Origin of the sequence: Candidatus Thiosymbion oneisti (assembly GCF_900092655.1) — a bacterium.
Taxonomy (GTDB): Bacteria; Pseudomonadota; Gammaproteobacteria; order Chromatiales; family Chromatiaceae; genus Thiosymbion; species Thiosymbion oneisti.
On the sequence record NZ_FLUY01000303.1, the window covers coordinates 1 to 5,423 of the forward strand.

4 protein-coding genes are annotated in these 5,423 nt (G+C 56.6%); all 4 read right to left on the minus strand.

The features are described 5' to 3' along the window. Window positions 1–269: 269 nt before the first annotated feature. The gene (locus BQ17_RS02665) at window positions 270–1,124 is read right to left on the minus strand and encodes a hypothetical protein (protein WP_089724175.1); all 855 of its coding nucleotides are present in this window, start codon (window positions 1,122–1,124) and stop codon (window positions 270–272) included. A 185-nt stretch (window positions 1,125–1,309) separates the two neighbouring features. Further along, entirely contained in the window at window positions 1,310–2,248 is a 939-nt protein-coding gene (secF, locus tag BQ17_RS02670) for a protein translocase subunit SecF (protein ID WP_176722258.1), read from the minus strand. Window positions 2,249–2,576: 328 nt separating this feature from the next. Continuing rightward, on the minus strand, window positions 2,577–4,433 hold the full coding sequence (secD, locus tag BQ17_RS02675; protein WP_089724178.1) for a protein translocase subunit SecD: 1,857 nt from the start codon (window positions 4,431–4,433) through the stop codon (window positions 2,577–2,579). Window positions 4,434–4,611: 178 nt separating this feature from the next. Next, window positions 4,612–4,938 (minus strand): preprotein translocase subunit YajC, encoded by a 327-nt coding sequence (gene yajC / locus BQ17_RS02680; protein ID WP_089724177.1) that lies wholly within the window; start codon window positions 4,936–4,938, stop codon window positions 4,612–4,614. Window positions 4,939–5,423: the final 485 nt, after the last annotated feature.

The window sequence follows — 5,423 nt, forward strand, 5'->3', positions numbered from 1 at the left end:
GGATTCCGGACTGCTTTGGAGTGCGCCGGCAAAGCGGCGCAGCCGCATCGAACCTCAGCCACGGGGGATACCAGCGGTGTTGGCCGGGAATCCGGGTCCTTCGGCTCTACCCGCGCCGCGGCGACGGCGCTTTCCCCTGGCCGCATCACCTTGGCGGGGGACGGATACGTTGCCAAATCCAAAGCGGCGGCAGGATGGTGCCACTTGGCCGAAAAAGCAGAGCGAGGAACGAGGATCGGCGCTTTTTGCTGTCCGAGTGCATGTGATTGTTAGGGCTCAATTTCCTCAATTTCAAGTAACTTCGGATACTTCTTTCGCCTTAACCAAAGTACTGATGCAGGCATAGCAGCATAGAACAACCCCAATATTACGAAGAGAGATGACTGGTCTATCTTTGGTTTATTTTCTCCGCTTTCCGTTAATAACAAATCTCTTATTTCTTGGGGTAATAGACCGAGTATGATCATTCCTATCCCTATTAGTATCGCCCATAAAAAAACCAACTTTCTATGGCCAAAAAGAATGGCAATTAGGCTCGTGGGTTTAATAATTCTATTTGGAATGCTGTTAGTATAAACGCGACCTAAATCTTCAAATCCTTTTGGCAACCCTTTTATTGTACCCTTTAACTCAGGATAACGCTCTTTGCTGTCATGAAGAACCTCTATTGAAACTCCATCGCCAGGATCTAAGTAAGAATAGTTAAAATATAGTTCGTGTGGACTTTCTTCCTTCACTTTCAATTGAAAGCCATTAACATCTTTAGTTTTCTTTAGAATCTTATAACTAAGAATGTTTTCACCATCTTTAAATGAGATGCGGAGTGGGTCACTGCTAATTATATCCTCACCATTTAGCACTTCAGTTCCATTATTCCAAAGTATAAGAGTATTTTTTGTAAGCCTATCAACTTCTTTCCCTTTAAATAGTATGGTGACATCTTTTGGGAGATTATCGTCATTCCTGCCTAAAAGTCGCAGGGAGGATTTTTGATAGGATGGTTTAGCGATACTTTTTGATATTTTATAGGAAAATATACCGATTCCACCAAGAATGATGCCTATAATACCAATTATAGAACCAACCCATCCTTGATTAAAAAACTGAAAAACATCTTGCCACATTTTCTTTTTATCCTATTGCCCTAACAGGTAGTAGACGGCGAATCACCGTGTTTAAGTACGGCGAAATGCCTTATATACCACAATCTGTACTAGTACCTAGTTTCGATTGATACTGCTGGCTTTGACGCTGAAGCGTGAGAGTCAACCAGAGGTTGTGAATTTGCAATATCGGTCGAAACTAGGTACTAGGGCATCGAATCCAATTCCGCTCCTTCCTTCTTCACCGGCATCAGATCGGCCTTACTCACACCCATGAGGATGACGGAGGTGCTGGCTACATAGATGGACGAGTAGGTGCCGATGACGACGCCTACGATCAGCGCCAAGGCGAAGCTGTGGATGATCTCGCCGCCGAAGATGAACAGAGCCGATAACACCAGCAAGGTGGTGAAGGAGGTCACCAGGGTGCGCGCGATGGTCTGGTTGAGGGAGGTATTGATGACGGCTATCGCATCGCCCTTGCGGATCTTGCGGAAGTTCTCTCGAATGCGGTCGAAGACTACGATGGTGTCGTTCAGGGAATAACCGATAACTGCCAGCACAGCCGCCAGCACTGGCAGATCGAATGGAATCCGGAACAGGGCGAACAGGCCGATGGTGATGAGTACGTCGTGCACCAGGGCGATGACGGAGCCTACGGCAAACCGGTACTCGAAACGCAGGGCCACATAGATGAGGATCCCCAGAATGGCGTAGAGCATGGCCAGGCCGCCGTCCTCGGTGAGCTCGTCGCCTACCTGGGGGCCGACGAACTCCACCCGGCGCAGCTCCACCCGGCCTTCGGCGGCGGCGCTTAAGGAACTAAAAACCCGGTCGCTGAGGTCCGATCCGACCGCATTTCCCGCCTCGGGCGCGATACGGATCAGCACGTCCCGCGAGGTCCCAAAGTGCTGCACCGTGGTATCCGGGAGCCCACCGGTCGCAAGACCCGCACGCACGGACTCGAGCTCCACCGCGTCCTCGTAGCCCACCTCGATCAGGGTGCCGCCGGTGAAGTCGAGCCCGAAGTTGAGCCCGCGCATGGCGAGCGCGACGATGGCGATCAGGATGAGAACGGCGGAGAAGACCATCGCCTCTCGACGTCGGCCCATGAAATCGATCTTCAGATCCTTGAGCAGTCGCATCTGCATCTTTCGGCCCCCTTTACATGGGAATCATTTTTATCCGCAAATGAAGTCCGCAAATAAACGCTAATGGACGCAAATCGGTCGCAAAAGATCAGATTATTTTTTCCGTCCACAGATTATGCCGATTCTCACAGATTGCTTCGTTTTAATCTGCGAGAGCCCGCATCATCTGCCGATAGATTGAAGCTACCGGATATTTTTCCCATACTCAATCCAAACTTCGGCGGTTCCTGATCTATTTGCGTTGATTCGCGTTCATTTGCGGATAAATCTTTCCGTGAAGATCCTAGCGGTTCAATGCTATCGGTAGTTGGCAGCATCCGTACTAGATCGCCAGCCTGCCCACCCGCCGTCCGCCATAGATGAGGTTGATCAGGGCGCGGCTGCCTAGGATAGCGGTGAACATGGAGGTGACGATCCCGATGAACAGGGTCACCGCGAAGCCCTTGATGGGTCCGGTACCGAAGCTGAACAACACCACTGCGGCGATCAGGGTGGTGATGTTGGCGTCCACGATGGTGGACAGGGCCTTCTCATAACCCGCGTGGATGCTCGCCTGGGGCGAGCTGCCGTTGCGGATCTCCTCGCGGATGCGCTCGAAGATGAGCACATTGGCGTCCACCGCCATACCCACCGTCAGCACGATACCGGCGATTCCCGGCAGGGTCAGGGTCGCCTGCAGCAGGGAGAGCACGGCGACGATCATCACCAGATTGACGAACAGCACTAGGTCCGCCACCAGGCCGAAGACCCGGTAGTAACCCGCCATGAAGAGCACCACCAGGATAAAGCCGATAATTACCGACCTAACGCCCTGATTGATGTTGTCCTGACCCAGACTGGGACCAATGGTGCGCTCCTCGACGATCTCGATGGGGGCGGCCAAGGCGCCGGCCCGCAACAGCAGGGCCAGATTGTGGGCCTCGTTGGAGCTGTCCAGGCCCGTGGTCTGGAAGCGACGGCCAAAGGGCTCCAGAATATTGGCGACGCTGATCACCTCTTCCGTGCGCACCTTGCGCTTCACCGGCTTCCCGTCCACCAAGCGCGTGAGGGTACGGTTCTCGATGAAGACCACCGCCATGGGCTTGCCCACATTCTCGGTGGTCACCTTGCGCATGCGGCGTGCCCCCTGCCCGTCCAGGCTCACGAAGACCGCCGGCTGACCACTGCGTTGGTCGAAACCGGCGGCGGCATCCGTGATCTGGTCGCCGGTGACGATCACCCGGCGCAGCAACAGGACCGGCCGGCCATCCCGATCCTGGTAGAGTTTGCTGGTTACGGGCACGCGGCCGTCCACCGCGTCCTGAACACTATGCCCGGTATCCACCAGGCGATACTCCAGGGTCGCCGTCGCCCCTAGGATTTCCTTGAGCCGGCCCGGATCCCGGGCACCGGGGAGCTGAACCAGGATGCGCCGCTCACCCTGCCGCTGGATGATGGGCTCGGCCACGCCCAAGGCGTTGACGCGATTGCGCAAGGTGGTGATGTTCTGCTCCAGGGCGAACCGCTTGACCGCCTGCTCATCGGTGGGCGTCAGGGACCCGTAAACGAAGAAGGCACTGCCGTCATCCCCACCCTCCAGGACCAGCTCGCCGAACTCCGTTCCGATCAGCGCCTCCGCCTGGTCCCGGGTTCGGGCATCGCGAAACTTGACCTTCACCCGCTTCCGATCCCTGGTCACGGTCAGATAGCGGACCTTCTGCTTGCGCAGCAGGGTGCGGATATCGCCGGTATAACGCTCCAGGGCCTGGTCGACCGCCGCATCCATGTCCACGTCGATCAGCACATGGATGCCGCCGCGCAGGTCCAACCCCAAAAACATGGGCTGGAGACCCAGGGTGCGGAGAAATCCGGGGAGATCCGGGGCCAGGGTCAGGGCGCTGTTGTAGCGGTCCGAAAGGGTCCCCTCGATGGCCTCCTGGCCCCGCAGCTGGTCGCCGGAGGTCGCGAAGCGCACCAGCAACTTCCCCCCCTCGCGCCTTTCGATGGCCCGATACTCGACGCCGGCGTTCTCCAGGGCGGCCTTGATCTCGTCCACACCGGCGTCCGTCACCTCGAGGCCTCGGGCACCTGTCACCTCGATGGAAGGATTCTGAGAAAAGAGATTGGGTAAGGCGAACAGGATGCCGACCAGGATCACCCCCAGAATCAGCAGATTTTTCCACAACGGATAGCGGTTCATGGGGACTCCATCGCGCATCTGTCATCGAAAGCGAGCCTGGGTTCCTGCCTCGGGAGACGGGTCCGGCCAGATATTATCGGAACAGGTCGCCGCCAGGTGGCACCGCCGCAACCGCATGCAGGCCCTAAGACCTCCCAGACCTCAAGACCTCCGGCTCGGATGAGGGTATCCCGCCGCGTCACAACTCTTTGATCGAGCCCTTCGGCAACACGGACTCGACCGACTGGCGGCGAATTTTCACCTTGATGTCGTCCGCCACCTCCAGCTCGGCAAAGTTATCTCCCAGCTCGGTGATGCGCCCGACGATGCCGCCTACGGTCGTCACCTCGTCGCCCTTGGCCAGGGCCTCGACCATCTTCTTGTGCTCCTTCTGGCGCTTCACCTGTGGACGGATCATCAGGAAATACAGGATCACCACCAGGCCGATCGGAAACAACAGACCGAGCAATGGATCGCCCGAGGCGCCGCCTTCTTGCGCCAGGGCATCGGAGATGAAAAAGCTCATAGGGAAATCCTCGCAAGCGGCAAGCGCATGGTCACGGGAGGTGGGAAGAGTAAATTATTGGCTCTTTATGGATTCCAGACTGTTTACCCGCCACCCCCGGCATGGCCGTAGGGTGGGCTGTGCCCACCGACCACGGGCTCCAGTCACCAGCGACCAGTCGCCGGACTCCAACGCATCGATGCGGTTCGCCGCCGGGCGCGGGACGCGCCCGGCGGCTCACCACATCCTACACTCCCGGCAGGACCGCGGTGCAACCGTGGGGTGTAATGAACGCGGCGAACGGCTCGGTAGCGAGAAGCGATACATGAACTCCGCGGCTAGACAAAGCAGTCTGGAATCCATAAAGAGCTGAATTATTTATTATGTCACAGACCGGACAAACGGGCTCGGGGATCGCAAGCTATAGAGCAGGGCGAGCGCGTATAAATCCTCCCGAAAACATGATCTTGTAGGTTGGGCAAGGGCCGTAAAGATGTGGTGAGCGC